Source organism: Sphingobacterium nematocida, from assembly GCF_900168125.1.
Lineage (GTDB): Bacteria > Bacteroidota > Bacteroidia > Sphingobacteriales > Sphingobacteriaceae > Sphingobacterium > Sphingobacterium nematocida.
This window is the reverse complement of record NZ_FUZF01000003.1, coordinates 246,008-264,877: the sequence shown is the minus strand read 5'-3', so window position 1 is coordinate 264,877 and position 18,870 is coordinate 246,008. Positions and strand designations below refer to the sequence as shown.

Annotated in this window: 15 protein-coding genes; 8 read left to right on the top strand and 7 right to left on the bottom strand. The window is 40.1% G+C overall.

Annotation, left to right across the window (positions count from 1 at the left end; all coding sequences use genetic code 11):
• From B5X76_RS05565 to B5X76_RS05555, 3 genes are all read left to right on the top strand, one after another.
• The gene (locus B5X76_RS05565; protein ID WP_245800955.1) at window positions 1–1,101 is read left to right on the top strand and encodes a glycoside hydrolase family protein; all 1,101 of its coding nucleotides are present in this window, start codon (window positions 1–3) and stop codon (window positions 1,099–1,101) included.
• A gap of 201 nt (window positions 1,102–1,302) precedes the next feature.
• Window positions 1,303–3,537: a glycoside hydrolase family 2 protein gene (locus tag B5X76_RS05560; protein WP_079642020.1), complete on the top strand. Its 2,235-nt coding sequence runs from the start codon at window positions 1,303–1,305 to the stop codon at window positions 3,535–3,537.
• Window positions 3,538–3,571: 34 nt separating this feature from the next.
• Window positions 3,572–5,077 (top strand): alpha-L-fucosidase, encoded by a 1,506-nt coding sequence (locus tag B5X76_RS05555; RefSeq protein ID WP_139375214.1) that lies wholly within the window; start codon window positions 3,572–3,574, stop codon window positions 5,075–5,077.
• A gap of 21 nt (window positions 5,078–5,098) precedes the next feature.
• Here the strand turns inward: B5X76_RS05555 and murI are convergent, their stop codons facing one another.
• Entirely contained in the window at window positions 5,099–5,911 is an 813-nt protein-coding gene (gene murI / locus B5X76_RS05550; RefSeq protein ID WP_079642018.1) for a glutamate racemase, read from the bottom strand.
• Window positions 5,912–5,987: 76 nt separating this feature from the next.
• Window positions 5,988–7,403 (bottom strand): glycoside hydrolase family 125 protein, encoded by a 1,416-nt coding sequence (locus B5X76_RS05545; RefSeq protein ID WP_079642016.1) that lies wholly within the window; start codon window positions 7,401–7,403, stop codon window positions 5,988–5,990.
• 822 nt (window positions 7,404–8,225) lie between these two features.
• On the opposite strand from B5X76_RS05545, the gene B5X76_RS05540 reads away from it, so the two are divergent.
• Both B5X76_RS05540 and aroQ read left to right on the top strand, forming a co-directional pair.
• Entirely contained in the window at window positions 8,226–9,857 is a 1,632-nt protein-coding gene (locus B5X76_RS05540; protein ID WP_245800953.1) for a gliding motility protein RemB, read from the top strand.
• Window positions 9,858–9,881: 24 nt separating this feature from the next.
• A complete protein-coding gene (gene aroQ / locus B5X76_RS05535; RefSeq protein WP_079642015.1) occupies window positions 9,882–10,316 on the top strand; it encodes a type II 3-dehydroquinate dehydratase in 435 nt (144 codons plus the stop codon).
• Here aroQ and B5X76_RS05530 read toward each other — a convergent pair.
• Entirely contained in the window at window positions 10,279–11,466 is a 1,188-nt protein-coding gene (locus B5X76_RS05530) for a multidrug effflux MFS transporter (RefSeq protein ID WP_079642013.1), read from the bottom strand. The two genes, aroQ and B5X76_RS05530, sit on opposite strands and share 38 nt — an antisense overlap.
• 48 nt (window positions 11,467–11,514) lie before the next feature.
• Complete coding sequence (gene lgt / locus B5X76_RS05525; RefSeq protein ID WP_079642011.1) at window positions 11,515–12,372, bottom strand: prolipoprotein diacylglyceryl transferase; 858 nt, start codon at window positions 12,370–12,372, stop codon at window positions 11,515–11,517.
• 114 nt (window positions 12,373–12,486) lie between these two features.
• Here lgt and B5X76_RS05520 point away from each other — a divergent pair, with 114 nt between their 5' ends.
• The 3 genes from B5X76_RS05520 to B5X76_RS05510 all read left to right on the top strand — a co-directional run bounded on the left by B5X76_RS05520 (window position 12,487) and on the right by B5X76_RS05510 (window position 15,642).
• Window positions 12,487–13,602 (top strand): M42 family metallopeptidase, encoded by a 1,116-nt coding sequence (locus B5X76_RS05520; RefSeq protein WP_079642010.1) that lies wholly within the window; start codon window positions 12,487–12,489, stop codon window positions 13,600–13,602.
• A 68-nt stretch (window positions 13,603–13,670) separates the two neighbouring features.
• A complete protein-coding gene (locus B5X76_RS05515; RefSeq protein WP_079642008.1) occupies window positions 13,671–13,994 on the top strand; it encodes a DUF3467 domain-containing protein in 324 nt (107 codons plus the stop codon).
• A gap of 139 nt (window positions 13,995–14,133) precedes the next feature.
• Window positions 14,134–15,642 (top strand): bifunctional GNAT family N-acetyltransferase/carbon-nitrogen hydrolase family protein, encoded by a 1,509-nt coding sequence (locus B5X76_RS05510; protein ID WP_079642271.1) that lies wholly within the window; start codon window positions 14,134–14,136, stop codon window positions 15,640–15,642.
• Between the two features lie 36 nt (window positions 15,643–15,678).
• Here B5X76_RS05510 and asnA read toward each other — a convergent pair whose 3' ends face one another.
• From asnA to B5X76_RS05495, 3 genes are all read right to left on the bottom strand, one after another.
• A complete protein-coding gene (gene asnA / locus B5X76_RS05505) occupies window positions 15,679–16,683 on the bottom strand; it encodes an aspartate--ammonia ligase (RefSeq protein ID WP_245800951.1) in 1,005 nt (334 codons plus the stop codon).
• Window positions 16,684–16,960: 277 nt separating this feature from the next.
• A complete protein-coding gene (locus tag B5X76_RS05500; protein WP_079642005.1) occupies window positions 16,961–17,287 on the bottom strand; it encodes a HesB/IscA family protein in 327 nt (108 codons plus the stop codon).
• A gap of 76 nt (window positions 17,288–17,363) precedes the next feature.
• Window positions 17,364–18,536 (bottom strand): cysteine desulfurase family protein, encoded by a 1,173-nt coding sequence (locus tag B5X76_RS05495; RefSeq protein WP_079642003.1) that lies wholly within the window; start codon window positions 18,534–18,536, stop codon window positions 17,364–17,366.
• Window positions 18,537–18,870: the final 334 nt, after the last annotated feature.

The following is an 18,870-nucleotide window of genomic DNA, read 5'->3' as shown; positions in this document are numbered from 1 at the left end:
ATGATTAAAAAAATAGTGTTTCTTTCGTTGATCTTTATGATTATGATGGACAATGTATGCCATTGTCAAACTAATCCTTTCGTCGGTAAAGTGGGGCCTGTAAAGATGGATGCCGGATTTTCGATGGACGATTATTGGGTCTGGTGTGGATCGGTTATTAAAGGTGAGGATGGACTGTATCACATGTTTGCGTCACGGTGGCCGAAAAAAAATCCTTTTCATCCTTCTTGGATGGTTTCCTCAGAGGTGGTGCGTGCATCATCGAGAACCCTTGAAGGTCCGTACGAGTTTCAAGAAGTGGTATTGCCGGCCCGGGGCGCCCAGTACTGGGATGGAAGGGCAACGCACAATCCGAGCATAACCAAGGTAGGTGATGAATATGTACTATTCTATATGGGATCTACCCATCCGTTTGATGATCCTAATTCTCCGGATCAGTTGACGCTAACCTCTGCTTTTGCCACTGTCGGTCGTGCCAACAAGCGGATCGGAATTGCTACCTCCAAATCCATCAAAGGTCCATGGGCACGTCGGGACACTCCTGTCTTGCCAACAAAACCCAACACCTTCTATAGCTTTTTGACATCGAATCCAGCTCCGCTCGTCCGTAAAGACGGATCAGTACTTGTGGTTTTTAAAGGACGTCGATATGGAAATACATTTCCGTATCAGTCCACGCAGAAGATTGGGATTGCCTATGCGAAGTCAATACATGACCCATTTGTTGTTCTGAATGATGACCTACCATTGAATTTTGGTTCTATTAATTCAGAATTTGAAGATCCATTCCTTTGGGAAGATGAAAGGGGATTACATCTGTTGATGAAAGATATGGGAAGCCGTGTTACCGGTGAACATCATGCAGGTGTGCTTTTTCATTCCGAGAATGGCATTGATTGGGTATTAGATAAACAGCCAAAAGCTTATTCCCGCCTCCTGAAATTTGAGGATGGTACCGAAAAGAAAATGGGTCAATTGGAGCGGCCATTTGTATATTTTGAGAAGGGAAAGCCTGTTTGTATATTTTTTGCTACAATGGATGGACCAGGAGGATTCGAAAAGGGAACAACCTCGTGGAATATTGCGGTGCCTGTTAAGTAATGCAACATTCTGGTTACTTTAAGGAATTTCACTCAAACGATATAGTTTCGTTTTTACAGGATTTGAGAGCTGTATTTTGTCGGTTTTAACGGTCAAATAGGGACGAGGGGAGTCTTGTTGTTTTAACTTTCATGCCGTAGTCGTTATATTTGAGAATAACCTTTAAACAATATTGTATCTAATTATTATTAATATCTATACATGAGAATTACTTCCTTACTGAGCTTGTTTTTATTTTGTTTGCTTCAATGGTCTGTTGCGCGAGAGGTTATTCCTTTTAATTCGGACTGGGCATTCAAAAAGGGGCCATTTACCGATGACGTGATGCAATTTGGTGCTGTATTCCAAGGCAAATGGCAAACGGTGCAGGTGCCACATACCTGGAATGCAACAGATATGCAGGAGACGACTATCAAAGTAGGAAGCTTGGGTAAGAATGAACGCTTTTATGTAGGCGATAGCTATTACCGCAAATCGTTTGCCGTGCCAGCTGCATGGAAAGGAAAGCGGGTGTTTATCAAGTTTGAAGGGGTGAATACGAATACGGAGGTATATCTAAATACCAAAGTACCCGCCGCAAAACAAGAAAAAGGATCGATCAATTATACGGAACAGACAGCTACCAATAGTTATCAATTTGTAGGTCGTCATCAAGGGGGGTATTCGGCCTTTGTATTTGAGCTGACCCAAATGATTTCATACGGGCAGGAAAATGAATTGTTGGTCAAGGTGAATAATGAGGCTACTCCACAGGTCATCCCTGTGAATCATACATTGTTTCCGATGTATGGAGGAATCTATCGTCCCGTAGAGCTGATCGTAACGGATGCGGTAAGCATAGCAACGTCGGATTTTGCATCTTCCGGTGTATATATCACCCAGAAAAATGTTTCCAAGAAAAATGCAGATATCGGTTTTAAGGTAAAGGTGGAGAACAAGACTGGAAAAATACAGCCGATAGAGGTCGTAACAACCATATATGAAAAGGATGGTACGGTTAAGGCTGCACTTAAAAGTCCCTACTCGCTATTGCCTCAGGGAAGACAAGAAGTAAAGTATGAGATTAATGTGAAGAATCCTCACTTGTGGCAGGGCTTGGACGACCCGTACTTGTATAAAGTTGTAACTCAGATTAAAAAGGATAACCAGGTAATTGACGAAATAGTAGAGCCACTGGGGATCAGAAAGTTTGAACTGATAGCCAGTAAGGGTTTTTTTCTGAATGACATCAAGTATCCATTATATGGTGTATGTCGTCATCAGGACCGACTGGGTAAGGGATCGGCCTTGAGTAATGCCGATCACGATGAAGATCTCGCCATCATTCAAGAAATGGGTGCTACAAGTATCCGTTTGGCTCACTATCAGCAATCGGAATATTTTTACGCCAAGTGTGATAGCCTAGGACTGATTGTATGGGCAGAGATTCCTTTTGTAAACCGAGTTACTACCCATGAAGAAAACAATGCGCTGCAGCAAATGAAAGAATTGATACGTCAGAATTTTAATCATCCATCGATTTATATCTGGGGACTACATAATGAAGTGTATACTCCCAATACCTACACGGTGGAACTGACTACAAAACTCCATGATCTGGCGAAGTCTGAAGATCCAGACCGATACACTGTTCAGGTAAGTGGTTATAACGTAGTGGACCATGCCGTAAACAACAATGCGGACGTACAAGGGATAAATCATTATTTTGGTTGGTATAATGGAGAACTAGAAAATCAATCGGAGAAAAATGATGATGTGGAGACTTGGGCAAAGCGTATTTCTGAGGAATTTAAAGATTATAAATTGATCTTTTCGGAGTACGGAGCGGAGGCAGTTATCGAAGATCAAGCGGAGGTAACGGGTAATTTTGGTAACCAGTTCAGTAAACCCGAGTTCTTTCCGGAGGATTTTGCCACGAGATTCCATGAGATCAATTGGGGCGTAATTGCTAAAACCCCAACTTTAATAGGGTCTTACTTATGGAATACATTTGAGTTTGCTACACCAATTACCGGTTTGAATGTCAATCCGCGTAACTATAAAGGTATTGTGACCTTCGATAGAAAGGTGAAAAAAGATGCGTTTTATTGGTATAAAGCCAATTGGAGTAAAACTCCTGTAGTATATATTACACAACGAAGAGTGCTGAACAGAGGAAATGAAATTACACCTATAACCGTGTATTCCAATCAAGGGGTACCTGTACTTAAAGTGAACGGAAAGGAAGTGAAGAACTATAAGATGGGTACGACAGAGGTTCATTATATATTTGAAAACGTCAAATTGGAATTGGGTGAGAATCGTATCACTGCGGAAGTTAAGGGTAGATCTGATGGCAAAGCGGTGGGTGATGAAATCAAATGGAACTATGATCCCAAATACAAAAGGGCTGTTGGCGAACCATCGGTTACTAAAGATGAACATGTAGGTCTTTAAATTTTTGAAAACCTCACGAATTAATTATTTACTTATGATAAAAGTACTGAATAAAGCGTTGCTAATTTCTACGTCCTTGATGTTAGCAAGTAGCATGGTAAATGCACAATGGACAGGACCTAAGGAAAAGCCCACACAGCAGGTGCAACTTAAATATGGGCCGATAACCCCTGCGCACCGTACGGATGCTAATATGGAAGCATTTCGGAATTACGGTCTAGGTCAGTTTATCCATTGGGGAGTATATGCTATTCCAGGGAATGAGTGGGAGGGGGTAAGTGCTAGAAAGGGGGCTCCAGCTTCCGAATGGATACGTGTATGGGGTGGGCCAACGGCTCCAAAAGATTGGAAAAACACCTATGACAACCTGTACAAACAATTTGCAGCGAAGGATTTTGATGCCAAGAAATGGGCCAAGCAAGCAAAAGCAATGGGGGCTAAATATATGATATTTACGACAAAACATCACGATGGATTTGCTTTGTGGCCTACGAAATACTCGGAATATAATATTACTAAATCTCCGTACGGAAAAGATATCGTTAAAGAAGTTGTGGATGCATATACGGCTGAAGGAATAGACGTTTATCTTTATTTTTCAGTTCAAGAATGGAATAATCCTGATGATATAGATAAAAAGCCTGTTACCTCAGAGGAAATTGCGAAGAATGATCGATTCTTAAAATACACCCGAAATCAACTGTTAGAGCTATTAAAAAACTATCCAAAGATGAAAGGATTCTGGTTTGATGGAACTTGGGATAGAGGATGGATCTCAGAACCGGAATTCACTTATAATTTAGAGAAAGAGATGCGTGAAATACATCCTGGACTTATTATTGGATCCCGCTTTAGAAATGATGAAAACGGAGCTAGACACTTTGATACGAATGGTAAGTTACTGGGCGATTACGAGCAAGGTTGGGAGCGTAAAATGCCGCAGCAGTTTGAGTGGTTGGATGGCAACGATTGGGATGCGGTTATGACTATACCGCCTAACGGTTGGGGATACATGAAAGACTGGTCTGGACTGTACACGAAAACCACGGATGATATCATTGATATGTTGATGCATTCTGTCTCTATGAATGGAAACTTTGTGTTGAATTTTGGACCGGATGGAGACGGAAATATGCACCCTGGTGAAGATAAGATAGCAAAAGAATTAGGCGAATGGATGAAAGTTAACGAGGAGGCGGTATACGGTGTTAGACATGCAGATTTTCCTCTTTCAAAGCTAGGCTATTATACGCAAAAAGGAGAAAATTTATACCTTACTGTGATGAACAGACCGGTAAATAATATTGTCCGTATCACGGTGCCAAAGAATGCAAAAGAGGTGCCGGTAGCAGCTGAGATATTGGGTAATAAAAAGGCTTTAGTGGTTAAGCATTCGGATGTCGGCCTGGATAAGGACAATAATACGTATTATGATATACTATTACCTGAGCAATTTAAATCAAAACGGGCATTTGTTATCAAAATGAAATTGGGTGCTCCACGATCAAAGACTGATAAATTGATGGACGCCAAGATGTAAATTTATTTCTAGGCAGGCTTTTTATACTTTAATATGGTCTGCCTGGATCTCCTGACCAAAGAAAATGGTCGCCTTCTGCTCAAAATCCTGAGCGCTATCTGTTGTATAAAAAGTCAGTTGGCTTCCTTTGCTACACGATTGCTCTACTTCTGGATGTCTTACGAGATAGTCGGCCAAGCTTTTCGCTACCAGTTCGCCTTGGGATAGCACAGTAATACCTTTTGGTATGTACTTTTCAATGATGGGAAGCAGTAAAGGGTAGTGTGTGCAAGCTAGTACCAAGGTGTCGATTCCTTTGGATAGGGATAGTATCGTATCGATGTCTTTCTGTACAAAATAGTCTGCCCCTTCGCTGTAAATTTCGTTGTTTTCGACCAATGGAACCCAAAAAGGACAGGCATGTTGAAATACCTCGATCTCTGGATGAAATTTATGGATTTCTATTTTATAAGACTCCGAAAGGACGGTTCCCTGTGTCGCTAGAATACCTACTTTGTTGGTCTTGGTATATTGATCTACGACTTCGGTGGTAGGACGTATGACTCCCAGTACTTTTTTGCCTGGAGGAAGATCGTGTTGTTGAATGGTACGTAGTGCTTTTGCTGATGCGGTATTACAAGCCAAGATGACCAAATTGCAACCTAAATCGAATAGCTTGAACACACATTCTTTGGTGAATTCGTAAACTGCCTCGAAGGATCGTGTGCCATAAGGTACCCGGGCATTGTCCCCTAGATATATGTAATCATATTGAGGTAATTGTTTTTGTATTTCTTTAAATACTGTTAGTCCGCCGTAGCCGGAATCAAAAATGCCAATAGGTCCGCTAATCATATGCTATAAAAAATAAGGAGATTTGTACCTTATCCTTGGTACAAATCTCCTTAAAAAAAATAAATGTAACGTTATTTTAAACCAATAAATGTGGTTTTTCTTTATATGTTTTCCACAGGAGCTCGCCAAATAGGGTATTTGCCCAAGCGAACCAATGGCGGGTGAATTTTTTTGGATCGTCTTTATGGAAGGATTCATGCATAAAACCTGTACCCCCGTGCGTAGCAGCCAATGTCTTGATACAAGTGCGTATTTCTTCGTCATTGGTGGATGTAAAGGCACGCATGGTAATCGCCATAGGCCAGATCATATCTCTTCCGATATGTGGACCTCCAACACCTTCTGCTGCAGTACCTTTGAAGAAAAATGGGTTGTTTTTGGACAATATGTAGTTTCTGGTACGTTGATACACTTCGTCGTTGACATCTACCGATTCGAGATAAGGTAATGCGAGTAGGGAAGGTACGTTGGCATCGTCCATCATCATATAGCTTCCAAAACCATCGACCTCAAATGCATATACACGACCGTGTTGTGGGTGATCGATGATTCCATATTTTTGTACAGCCTGCTCAACTTCGTTTGCCAGGCGTTCCATTTTGCCTGCTAGTTCTGTATTGTTGATTTTACGTAAAATCTCTGCGGATTGACGTAGACTCTTAATAGCAAATAGATTGGATGGTATCAAGAATAAGAATATCGTACAGTCATCCGAAGGTCGGAAACTGGAACATATCAAACCAATAGGGTTTACCGGATATCCCCAGCCATCTACCTGTAATGTATCCGTACCGCGAGAGGTGGTGCGCGAGAAATTATACGGACCCAAATTTTCTTTTCGTTGTTGTTCGACGAAAGTTTGATACGTGTTTTCTTGTGCTTTTACCCATTCTGCGTCGAATGGTGTTGTGTCCCCAGTCTCTTTCCAATAGCGGTGTGCCAATCGGATAGGGTAGCATAAGGAGTCTATCTCCCATTTGCGCTCATGTATGCCGGGTTTCATCTTCGTATGATCTGAAAACCACTCTCCTTTTTTCGTTGGATCGTTGTAAAAGGCATTGGCATATGGATCGATATTGATACATTGTGACTGCTTGTTGATTAAGCCCAATATAAGATTTTTGAGCTTGGGATCCTTTTTCATAAAAGGAATATACGGACATACCTGTGCACTGCTATCTCGAAGCCACATGGCGTCGATATCACCTGTTATGACATAAGTGAGTTTTTTACTCGCTGTGGATTCGTCGTATATGGTGGTGTCCAATGTGTTTGGAAAACAGTTGTTAAACAACCATCCGAGTTCTGGATTTTTTACGTTTTTCTGGAACTCTTTTATGACATCTTCAATGACCTGACTACTGAAATGTCTTTTGTCTGCAGCTACTCGTACATTGGGAAATGTATTTGCCTCAGTAGCAAAAGATAGTTTGCTGGCCAATACACTAGCTCCTAATACGGCACTTTGCTGGAGGAAGGTTCTGCGCTTCATTATAATTTATGTAGTTTTTAGGATTCAACTTTAGAAAGCAAGATGCAATTAATTGTTTAAAATGACAACAAAAAACGTTTTAGCATTAAGTTTTTGTTGGTGTGTAATGGGGTTTATCAAATGTTTTTGTTGAATATAATATGGAGTGTTTATGGATATGTGTGATTTTTAAAAGAAGGAATAATTTATGCACTCATAGCCGTGCAGGCCTAGTCAGTTTGTCTTGACACAAACTGACAGAAAAGTCAAGACTGTGTACCCTATGTTCATCACGGCTCGTTAAGCTACCACAGCGGTTTCCAAGGTCACCTATCACAGTCCCTACCCTTCGACAGGAAATCCTTGGACACTGTAAGATGCACTGTAGCATACTTGGTAGCTTCACGGCCTTTGCCTCCATATGCTACAAGGTCATTATCATCGATTTAACTTAGCATCTAACTAGTCTTTATTTATACCGCTATCGAAATAGCTGTTCGCTACTTGCTTTTACTTTGTAAAAGATGTCACCTTGTCGGGTTGCCAATTGCAGGAATGGAAAGACTCTGTGGCAAGCCGGCACAGTGACGAGTTTTTGTATACTTTTTGCGGAAAAAAGTATGAGCCCGTCACGGCTTGAGTGACAGCAGTAATCGTTCTATTAAATTGAACACTTTTAATGTGTTTCAGAAAAAACTTTCATGATGCCTTTGGATCACCAACGGACATGAAAGTTCTTGATGACCATTGAATACAGGCACTTTCAGAAAAAAAGTTACCTTTGCCTCGGGTTTTGGGAATGGATTTTGATAATAGGATGCAAACATTTTAAAGATTTGAAGTATGAATAGAAATATTACGAAGTATGTATTGGCGGCTTTATTTATGTCGGGAGGGGCAATTGCCTTAAAAGCTCAGGTAAGTAATCTGCCCTATTCATTTCAACAGACTCAAAAATATAGCGACATTTTGTATAGTCCGGATACACGGATACATACTGCTTCAAAACCATTCTTATATAAAGGAAGACTTTTGGAACGTAAGGATTCGTTGGCATCGGCCAATAGCACGACTTCTGACAACTGGTTTATGCGCAAAATCTTTAATGAACATCTGGTGCAGGTTGAAAAAGAAGACCATACATTTTACATGGATTTTCTTCCTGATTTTCAAATTGGATCGGAATTGATTGATGCCGATAAACGTACTACCTGGCTCAATACAAGGGGTTTTCAAGCAGGCTTGACTATCGGAGATAAGCTTACCTTCTATACCAATTTTTTTGAGAACCAGGGTGTGTTCCCGAAGTATATAGATGATTATGCTCTTGCTAATGGTGTAATGCCTGGCCACGGTACAGTGAAAAATCAATCAAAAAATGTAAAGGACTGGATGTATGCAACGGCGAGTGTTACCTATGATTTTAGTCCTTATTTTCAAACAACGATAGCTTATGATAAAAATCATATCGGTGATGGTTATCGTTCGATGTTGTTGTCTGATTTTTCTTCAAATTATACGCATCTGAAATTAAGAGGTACTATCGGAAATGTACAGTATACTTCAGTATGGGCATATATGCTGGATCAAAAGAATCCGAGGATAGATCCTAATAATCCCGGTGCTCGACTGGGAGATGGAATTAAGTGGGGAGCTTTTCAGTATTTAGATTATAACGCTACAAATCGCTTGTCAGTTGGTTTTTTTCAAGCAATTACCTGGGCTAATGAAAATGAAGGTGGACACCGTGGTTTTGATTTTAATTACCTCAATCCTGTTATCTTTTTGCGTCCTGTGGAATCGAATAACTCTTCTTCACCGGACAAAATGTTTTTAGGCTTGAATGCGAAATATAAGGTATTGAATAATGTATCTGTATATGGGCAATTCTTGCTAGGAGAATTTACCGCTAAAGAGTTTTTTGCAAACAATGGTTACGCACACAACAAGTGGGGCGCGCAGATTGGGGTAAGAGGGTTTGATGCTTTTGGTGTTAAAAATCTAAATTTCCTTGGGGAATACAATCTGGCTAGACCTTATACGTATCAACATTTTTCTTCGACGTCTAACTATAGTAACCACGGCGAACCTTTGGCTCACCCTCGAGGTGCGAACTTTAGGGAGTTGGTGGGAATTGCTAATTATTCTTGGAAACGATTTGATTTTTCTTTACAAGGGTTGTATAGCTTGTTTGGTACAGATCCTGCTGATGGTACTAATATGGGCGGTGATATCTTCCAGTCTTATACCACCATACCCAATATGTACGGAAATAAAATCGGGCAGGGGGTGAAGAATAATCTGTATTATGCAGATGCGAAGGCTTCTTATGTACTGAACCCGAAGTATAACCTACGGTTTGAGTTGGGCTATACACAGCGGTACCGTAAGATAGAGGATCAGGCTACTCAAAAATCTGGAGTGATATCTATAGGACTTCGTTCGTCGTTCCGTAGTTTTTATGGTGATATTTAATATCTTTAGTAATTATTTTGACGTATGAAGAAGATATTAATAATGAACGGTCCAAATCTTAACCTTTTAGGGGTTAGGGAGAAAAGCATATACGGTGATCAGTCTTTTGAAACCTATTTTGAAACGTTGAAAGGGAAATATCCTACCTTGGATTTGCATTACTTTCAAAGTAACTCAGAAGGAAATCTGATTGATAAGTTGCATGAAGTGGGATTCGAATTTGATGGGGTAGTGCTTAATGCAGGAGCCTATACCCATACATCGGTGGCTATAGGGGATGCAATAGCTGCCATCAACGCACCTGTTGTAGAGGTGCATATTTCTAACGTACATCAACGCGAATCTTTTAGACATCACTCTTATCTATCTAAGAATTGTAAGGGTGTTATCTTAGGATTTGGCTTAGATAGTTACCGATTGGCTATCGAGAGCCTGAGGGAACTGCAAAAAGGTGTATAAGCAGTGCAATACAGGCACAGCTACACATGACAAGGAGCATAGGAGTTTCGGTCCCATTGTGAAAGAAACTTACTATACCTGATGAAAGAGCACCTAATCCCATCTGTAAACAACCGAGAAGTGCTGATGCACTGCCTGCGGTATTTTTGAAAGGAGAGAGGGCCATGGCTGATGTGTTGGGGAAAATAAACCCCTGACATAACAGGTATCCAAAAACTAATGCAATCAGTATATGTAGGTCTAGGGTGTGTGTCCAGAGGGTTAAAAGCATTGCCAACCCTACGAAAGCCTGGCCTATATTGGCAACTCTACTGATTTCAGACATTGTCCACCGTTTTAATAGCCAGCGATTCAGCTGCGTGGCTAGGATCAGGGCAGAAGCTACGAAGGCAAATACTAACCCATATTCTTTCTTTGAAAGCCCATAGAGTTCTTGTATAATGAAGGAGGATCCTGCCAAATAAGCATATAGCCCGGCGGAAGCGATGGAGCCAATTAAACAATAACTGATAAATGTTCTATTGATAAACACACTCCAATATTGCCGGATAATAGCTGGAGGAAGGAGTGAAAAGTCTGGATTTCCGCTGTAGCTCTCCGGAAGGAAGAAAATAGTACCTATAATAATCAATGTCCCAATAGCACAGAGTGTGATGAATATATAGTGCCAATCGAGGTGTTCCATTAGGAAAGCACCTGCGGAAGGCGCGAGTATGGGTGATATGGCTACTACTAACATCAGTAAACTAAATACCCTGGCGGCTTCTCTGGGCTCGTAATAATCTTGAACCATTGCCCGCGATGCGACCATTCCTGCACAGCTGCCTAGTGCTTGTAGGAAGCGAAGAAGAATTAGACTTTCGATATCTCTTGTAAACACACAGAGTACGGATGTAATAATATATATGATGAGACCGATAATCAACGGTTTCTTTCTTCCGAATCTATCTAGAAGTGGTCCGTATATAATCTGACCTACCGCAATTCCGATAAAAAAAGCCGTTAATGAAAACTGAACTTTATCAATGGATGTCTCGAAATCCTGGGCTATGGTTTCGAAAGCAGGAAGGTACATATCTATCGAGAATGGACCTATCGCGGATAAGAGCCCTAAAACGAGAAGGATTACTTTGTTGTTTTTTTTGTGCATGTCTAATTCAAAATAAAAGCCCCTTGTTTTGCAAGGGGCTTTTTATTATTATTTTACGGTATTGTTTTTGGGTTTTCTGAAAATCAGGTATATACCTGCTATGATAAATGGAATACTAAGCAGTTGTCCCATATTGAATAGCATACCTGCTTCAAACTCTTCTTGGTTTTCTTTGTAAAATTCGACTACGAAACGAATGCCAAATAAGATAACGAGGAAAATACCAAATAACAAACCTGGTTTAGGATCTTTATTTTTTTGGTACATAGCCCAAAGGATAAAGAATAAAATGATGTATCCAATAGCTTCGTATAATTGAGCTGGATGCCTAGGTAATAGGTTTAATTCGGCAGGTCTCAAACCTGCATTTTCAAATATTACGGCCCAAGGAAGGTTCGCATCTGCTGGTTTACCAACGATTTCGGAATTGAAAAAATTACCTAAACGTACGAAGGCTCCGGCTAGAGGTACGACTAGGACTAGTCGGTCTGCTATCCATACAAAGCCAGTTTTTGTTTTTCTGGCATACAAGTAAAGTGCAGTAAGTATTCCTACTGCAGCCCCATGCGAGGCCAAACCTTGAAAGCCTGTAAAATGCCATCCACCATTGGCGTCTACCTGGAAAGGAAGGAATATCATCCAGGGCTTGGTGATATACTCATCAAATTCATAGAATAGACAATGTCCGACTCGTGCTCCAATCAATGTGCCTAAGAAGATATAGATGCTAAGTTTGTCTAGATCTTCTTGGGTTCTACCTTCTCGCTTGTATACTTTAAGCATTAAGATATAAGATACAGCGAAGGCCAATAACCAACAAAGGGAATAATATCGGATCCCGAATGAGCCGATTTTAAATAATTCCTGATCTATATTCCAGTGAATAGCATTAAAAATAAAATCCATATAGTAATTTTTAGCGGAGTAAACTTAGATAAAATGCTTGGCATTCGCCAATTGTTGGGATAGAATTTTTGGATTAGCATAATTATTTTTAATTTGGGAGCAAAGTAATTAGATATGGCAAAGAAGAGTAGTAAAGAAGTCAAACATCAATCTGTTGTAACCAAAGAGTCGCTAACGTTTTTTGAGAAATATATAAATAATCCCTCACCTACCGGTTTTGAATGGGCAGGACAACGCCTATGGTTGGATTATCTAAAGCCTTATGTTGACGAAACTTATATCGATAATTATGGTACAGCGGTTGGAATCATAAATCCGAAGGCCAAGTACAAAGTGGTAATCGAAGCACATGCAGATGAAATATCTTGGTTTGTGAACTACATTACGAAAGATGGCTTGATCTATGTGATTCGTAATGGTGGTTCTGATCATCAGATCGCACCATCTAAACGCGTAAATATCCATACCGATAAAGGGATTGTGAAAGCTGTTTTCGGTTGGCCGGCTATTCATACACGATCCGGTGAAAAGGAAGAGGCACCTACATTGAAGAATATTTTTCTAGATTGTGGATGTACATCAAAAGAAGAGGTGGAGGCGCTAGGGATACATGTAGGTTCTGTGGTGACTTATGAAGATGAATTTATGGTGCTTAACGACCGGTATTATGTAGGTCGGGCATTGGACAATCGTGCTGGTGGTTTTATGATCGCAGAGGTAGCGCGCTTGTTGAAAGAGAATAAGAAGAAATTGCCTTTCGGTCTCTATATTGTAAACTCGGTTCAAGAAGAGATTGGTTTACGGGGTGCGGAGATGATTGCCGATTATATCAAGCCTAATGTAGCGATCGTAACAGATGTGACACATGATACGCAAACTCCAATGATCAATAAGATTACACAGGGGGATTTGGCATGTGGTAAGGGGCCTGTGGTATCGTATGCTCCTGCAGTGCAGATTAATTTGAATCGCCTTCTGGTAGAAGTGGCTGAGAAAAATGAAATTCCTTTCCAAAGACAAGCTTCGTCAAGATATACAGGTACGGATACGGATGCATTTGCTTATTCTAATGGCGGGGTGCCGTCGGCATTGATATCGCTACCTTTACGTTATATGCATACTACAGTGGAGATGATCCATAAAGAAGATGTGGATAATGTGATCCGTCTGATTTATGAAATGGTGTTAACGATAACTGACGGTCAGGATTTTAGAAGTTTTACGAAGTAGAGTTACGAGGTGATAAGGTGATAGGGTTGTAGCATATTAACCTCCTAAACAATAAAAAACATAAAAAAATGAATAACGATAATAATACGCCAAATGGCGATAATAATGAGATAAGTATTGAGTTGAGTGAAGAAATCGCGGAGGGTATTTATTCGAACTTAGCAATTATAACGCACTCGAACACCGAATTTGTCCTGGATTTCGTGCGTATAATGCCAGGTATTCCGAAAGCTAAGGTGAAGTCGAGGATCATATTGACACCGGAGCATGCTAAACGCTTATTGGGTGCTTTACAGGATAATGTCAATCGTTTTGAAGGACAGAATGGGGCTATATCTTCGAAAGATGTTCCCTTCCCTTTAAACTTTGGAGGTACTAAAGGAGAAGCTTAATCCTACTCTGTTTGGGAGGATACGGCGTCTTGTTTGGCTATGTTTTTTAAATAATACTAGCTGGACAAGGCGCTTTTTGGTATAAGTGGTATCACTTTTGAACGTATTAATATTGGAAATTATTAACATTTAAGATATGATGGATATTAAAGTAAGATCGTTATCAAAGAAGGATTATAATGATCTTAAAAAATCTATGTCTGAGGCTTATCACGGGGTGGGAGAGGTGTGGACCCGTGAAAATATAATTGATCTGATCGATGTTTTTCCTGAGGGGCAGCTTTGTGTTGAGGTTAATGGACATGTGGTGGCATGTGCACTATCTATCATTTTAGACTCGAAGAAAAGTAATATCTATGACAGTTATTACGAGATCATTGATGATGGGAAGTTCTCAAAGCATGACTATGAAGGAGATACTTTGTACGGTATTGAAGTATTTGTACACCCTGATTATAGGTCATTACGTTTGGGAAGGCGATTGTATGATTCCAGAAAAGAGTTGTGTGAAGAGTTGAATCTGAAAAGTATTATTGCTGGGGGACGTATACCTAATTACTATAATTATGCGGAAGAAATGAGTCCTCGTGTATATATAGAAAAGGTGAAGCGTAAGGAGATTTATGATCCTACATTGACCTTTCAATTGTCCAATGATTTTCATGTTAAAAAAATTCTTAAGAATTACCTGCCTGAGGATAGTGAGTCCCGTGAATTTGCGACGCTTCTGGAATGGAATAATATTTATTATGAGCCAGATGCGCGCTCTAACTCAGCATCTAAGCAGACGATCCGTCTAGGTTTGATTCAATGGCAGATGCGATTATTTACTGATCTGAATGAATTTTATGATCAAGTGGAGTTTTTTGTGGATGCGGTGAGTGATTACGGTGCTGACTTTGCTTTATTTCCGGAGTTTTTCAATACTCCATTGATGCGTTATTATAATGATCTTCCAGAGCGTCTAGCTATGGAAAAGTTGGCAGAACAAACGAAGGAGATAGCGAATAAGATACAACAGTTTGCCGTGTCTTATAATGTGAATATTATTGCCGGGTCAATGCCGCTATACGAACGGAATAAACTCTACAATGTGTCTTATCTTTGTCACCGCAGTGGTAAAATGGACTCATTTCGTAAAGTACATATTACGCCTAATGAATTTAAGTATTATGGAATGGTCGGGGGGAATGAGGTAAAGGTTTTTGATACGGATTGTGGTAAAGTAGGACTTCTGATCTGTTATGATGTTGAGTTTCCAGAGTTGGGTCGTATATTGGCTGATCAGGGGATGCAGATTCTCTTTGTTCCTTTTATGACGGATACACAGAATGGCTATATGCGTGTACGGCATTGTGCGCAGGCACGGGCGATCGAAAATGAATGTTATGTCGCGATAGCAGGTTCGGTAGGTAATCTTCCGCGTGTCAACAATATGGATATACAGTATTCGCAGTCTGCCGTATTTACACCTTCAGATTTTGCATTTCCAAATAATGCGATCAAGGCAGAAGCAACCCCGAATACTGAAATGGTCTTAATAGCTGATGTGGACTTGTATGCGTTAAGAGACTTGCACGAGTATGGTACTGTGAAAATTTTGAAAGATAGGCGCAAGGACCTTTATGAGGTAAATCTGTTGAAATAATATAAAAGGTCGGATTTTAAATCCGACCTTTTGTACTTAGAGTAGAAATATATCTTCGTTGGCTAGTTTATCTTTACGTTCAGGATCCCAAATGCTGACTTGAACCTCTCCTATATGTGCTAACTTTAACATAAACATACATACACGGGACTGCCCGATACCTCCTCCTATAGATTCCGGTAAGAGATCCGTCAAGAGCATTTGATGAAAGGATAATTTGCTTCGCTCTACACAGTTACGTATCTCAAGTTGTCTTAGTAAAGCCGTTTTATCAACACGTATACCCATAGACGATAATTCGAAAGCACTGTTAAGTAAAGGGTTCCATACGAGGATGTCTCCATTTAATCCTTTGTAGCCAGCATCATTGTCAGTACTCCAATCGTCATAATCTGCTGCGCGACCGTCGTGTGCAAATCCGTTGGATAATTCTCCGCCTATGCCGTAGATAAATACAGCACCATAGGCTTGGGCAATCGCATTTTCTCTTTCTTTTGGTGTGTTGTCTGGATATCTTGCCAAAAGCTCCTCAGAAGAAATGAAATAAATCTGATCCGGTAGTATTGCCTTGCGCTCAGGGTATTGATGTTCTACGGCCTTTTCTGTGGCTAATAGAGCTGAATATATTTTATTGACAGTGTCTTTTAGATAATTGAGATTTCTGTCTTTAGTATGGATGGCTTTCTCCCAATCCCATTGGTCTACATAAATAGAATGTATCGGTGAATAGTCTTCGTCTGGGCGTAAAGCACGCATGTCTGTGATTACACCTTCTTCGGGTTCGAGTTCGAGTTCCTTTAAACGTACTCTTTTCCACTTGGCGAGCGAGTGTACTACGACTGCTCGTTCTTCATTTAATGATTTTATAGGAAAAGATACCGGACGTTCTATTCCATTGAGATCATCATTAATCCCTGTTCCGTCCAAAACAATCAATGGGGACGATATTGGTATTAAGTTTAATGCTTGTTTTAGATGTGTTGAAAATGTTTCCTTAACAAAGGTTATCGCTTGTTCTCTTTTTAATAAGTTGCGTCCCATTATATATCAATTAAATTTGACTTTCGTTTAAATGCTATCTGTGTTTTTATGTTAATATAGCAATATTAATATGCAAATGTAATTAAAATGATAATAGATATACTGTTTTTGTTGTAATATTATTAAGTATGAAAGAAGGGGTGGTAGATTGTTTTTAGACGAATTGAATCGGAAAGAAAAGATAGATCTATCTTTTTTGGAGGGCTTGACTTCAAGCTATACATAGGTGAAATGATATTGTATTTTACCTATGTATAGGTGATTTGTTGTAAGAAATTTATACGGAGAAGCTCTCGCCACAAGCGCATGTGCGGGAAGCATTCGGATTATTAAACTCAAATCCCTTTCCTGTCAAACCATCAGAGTAGTCTAATTCAGTACCTGCTAAATACAGATATGATTTAATATCTAAGCAGATCTTAATTCCTTTGTCTTCGCAAAATTGATCTCCTTTTTTCTCTTCATTATCAAAATTGAGCTGATAGGATAGTCCTGAGCAGCCTCCGCTTGTTACAGCAACACGGACAAAATAGTTTTCATCATACTGCTCGTCCTTTATTATTTGCAAGATACGTTCCTTGGCCTTATCTGTAATCGTTACCATATTATCGCTATTGATTAATACAAATTTCGTAAATTATTTGCTAAACACAAATGTAGTAGGTTATGTGACTGTCATATTATCCTAGAAGTCCATTTTTGTACATTTTCCAGATCGGTGATTGGTCTCTGATAGATTGAATAGCTGGTTTTATTAAGGCAATGGCATGATCTATCTCTGCTAGTGTAGTGTAACGTGATAGACTGATACGTATGCTACAGAATGCATCTTCATCGGTGTGCCCCATGGCCTTAAGTACGTGAGAAGGGTCTCTGGAGCCCGAGACACAGGCAGAGCCAGATGCTATAGCTATATTGGGAATTTTGGTCATTAATTGGCTAGCCCGTACGTACTTGATTGTGATATTACTGGTGTTGCTTATTCTATGTTCTTGTTTTCCGTTAACAAAGGTGTCTTCTATTTCTGTAAGGATGCGGTCTTCAAGATGGTTGCGAAGGTTCTCGATGGCGGAAAAGTCAACTTTTTGAGTTAGACGGATGGCTTCGCCCATCCCTACTATAGCAGGCACATTGTAGGTTCCGCCGCGTAGTCCTTGTTCTTGGTCGCCACCAGTATGTAGTGGGGCTATTTGTATTGGTTTTGTTTTTCGGCGTATAAAGAGTACTCCTGCACCTTTGGGCCCATGAAATTTGTGGGCACTCAAACAACAGAGGTCTATCGGTAATGTTGTTAAGTCGAAAGCTTGTTTGCCTAGGGATTGCGTACTATCACAAAAGAAAATAACGTCCTTCTCGCGGCATAGCTCTGTAATCTCTTTGATGGGATGGAGAATTCCGGTTTCGTTATTGGCAGACATTAAACAAACGAGAATAGTCTGGGCTGTAATGGCTGACTTTAGGTCCTCCAGTGCTACTATTCCATTCCTGTCTACAGGTAGGTAGGTCACTTTTGCTCCTTTTTTTTCTAAATCTCTGCATGTCGTTAATACGGCCTTGTGCTCCGTTTGGCAGGTGATTATGTGATTTCCTTTGGACTGATAGCGGTCGAAGACGCCCCGAAGGACCGTATTAATTACTTCCGTAGATCCTGAGGTGAAGAAAATTTCCTTAGACTGTACCTGTAAAGTATCTGCGATAAACTGACGTGCTCTTTCAATAGCTTGATTTGCTTGTCTACCTAGTTTGTGTTGCAAGCTGGATGCATTGCCGTATTCTTCTTTCAGAAAGGGGAGCATCGCCTCGAGGGCTGCATCATCTAGCCGGGTGGTTGCATTGTTGTCTAGATATATCATGCCTTAAAATTAAGGAATATTCATCTGTAGTCCTGCGTCATTTTTTTAAATTTTCTGCTATTAGAAATCTAAGCGAATGCGGAGAACTACAAAATTCGTTTTTATATCATGGGCAATTTTTTCTGAAAGTGGGACATCAAGAACATTTTTCATATGTATATAATTATTTCATGATCCGCCAGCTGGCGGATCGGTTTGATTTTTAATGGTCATATGGAATATCCAAAGTATATTATGCACGAATTATTGTAATTGGTGTGCATGCTGCTTCGCGGTCATTCGTGTTTGTGCAGTTCTGCCACATGGATATTTCATAACATTTTTTTTAATTGTA

What these genes read in the sequence shown, in the direction of transcription:
- B5X76_RS05515 (WP_079642008.1), top strand. Translation starts at nt 13,671, where the DNA reads ATGAATAACGATAATAATACGCCAAATGGCGATAATAATGAGATAAGT.
- B5X76_RS05545 (WP_079642016.1), bottom strand. Translation starts at nt 7,403, where the DNA reads ATGAAGCGCAGAACCTTCCTCCAGCAAAGTGCCGTATTAGGAGCTAGT.
- B5X76_RS05555 (WP_139375214.1), top strand. Translation starts at nt 3,572, where the DNA reads ATGATAAAAGTACTGAATAAAGCGTTGCTAATTTCTACGTCCTTGATG.
- B5X76_RS05560 (WP_079642020.1), top strand. Translation starts at nt 1,303, where the DNA reads ATGAGAATTACTTCCTTACTGAGCTTGTTTTTATTTTGTTTGCTTCAA.
- B5X76_RS05565 (WP_245800955.1), top strand. Translation starts at nt 1, where the DNA reads ATGATTAAAAAAATAGTGTTTCTTTCGTTGATCTTTATGATTATGATG.
- B5X76_RS05500 (WP_079642005.1), bottom strand. Translation starts at nt 17,287, where the DNA reads ATGGTAACGATTACAGATAAGGCCAAGGAACGTATCTTGCAAATAATA.
- B5X76_RS05510 (WP_079642271.1), top strand. Translation starts at nt 14,134, where the DNA reads ATGGATATTAAAGTAAGATCGTTATCAAAGAAGGATTATAATGATCTT.
- asnA (WP_245800951.1), bottom strand. Translation starts at nt 16,683, where the DNA reads ATGGGACGCAACTTATTAAAAAGAGAACAAGCGATAACCTTTGTTAAG.
- murI (WP_079642018.1), bottom strand. Translation starts at nt 5,911, where the DNA reads ATGATTAGCGGACCTATTGGCATTTTTGATTCCGGCTACGGCGGACTA.
- aroQ (WP_079642015.1), top strand. Translation starts at nt 9,882, where the DNA reads ATGAAGAAGATATTAATAATGAACGGTCCAAATCTTAACCTTTTAGGG.
- lgt (WP_079642011.1), bottom strand. Translation starts at nt 12,372, where the DNA reads ATGGATTTTATTTTTAATGCTATTCACTGGAATATAGATCAGGAATTA.
- B5X76_RS05520 (WP_079642010.1), top strand. Translation starts at nt 12,487, where the DNA reads ATGGCAAAGAAGAGTAGTAAAGAAGTCAAACATCAATCTGTTGTAACC.
- B5X76_RS05540 (WP_245800953.1), top strand. Translation starts at nt 8,226, where the DNA reads ATGAATAGAAATATTACGAAGTATGTATTGGCGGCTTTATTTATGTCG.
- B5X76_RS05530 (WP_079642013.1), bottom strand. Translation starts at nt 11,466, where the DNA reads ATGCACAAAAAAAACAACAAAGTAATCCTTCTCGTTTTAGGGCTCTTA.
- B5X76_RS05495 (WP_079642003.1), bottom strand. Translation starts at nt 18,536, where the DNA reads ATGATATATCTAGACAACAATGCAACCACCCGGCTAGATGATGCAGCC.